This is a genomic window from Neobacillus niacini, from assembly GCF_023715785.1.
Lineage (GTDB): Bacteria > Bacillota > Bacilli > Bacillales > Cytobacillaceae > Neobacillus > Neobacillus niacini_E.
Map to the genome: position 1 here is coordinate 1 of NZ_JAMBOX010000088.1, position 413 is coordinate 413.

The 413-nt window shown below is 68.5% G+C and carries 1 protein-coding gene; it reads left to right on the top strand.

The features are described 5' to 3' along the window. The coding region (locus tag M3234_RS28970; RefSeq protein ID WP_262307948.1) for a hypothetical protein at nt 1–413 on the top strand (413 nt) is incomplete at both ends.

A 413-nucleotide genomic window follows, 5' to 3' on the forward strand; every position in this document is an offset into this window, starting at 1 on the left:
GTTTAAGGCGCGTCTGGCCGGGATGCTGCACGAGGTCGCCCGGCGGCTGGCGGCCCCGGACGCTGAAGCGCCACCGACCTTCGGCGAGACCGCCGCGCAGTTCAATCAGCTGCAGTCGCTATTCGCCCAGGCCAGCCGGGCGACACCGGAGATCGCCGCCGATCCCCAGGCCTGGCGCTCGCGGCTGGCCGCCACTTTGCGCTGCTACCAGCTGGCGGCCCTGCTGCAAGCAGACGAGGCGGATAGTGACGATCGCCAGCAGCTGTCGCAGGCGGTACTTCAGCTGAAGAACGCCCTTAGCGAGGAGCCGTTTGACGGCGCTATTCCTCCCCTGACGCTCAGCGGTCGCGGCGTCAATCGCGCTGTTCTGCAGGAGATGGCTACCACTCTGCAGCGGCTGGCGCAGGGTGAGC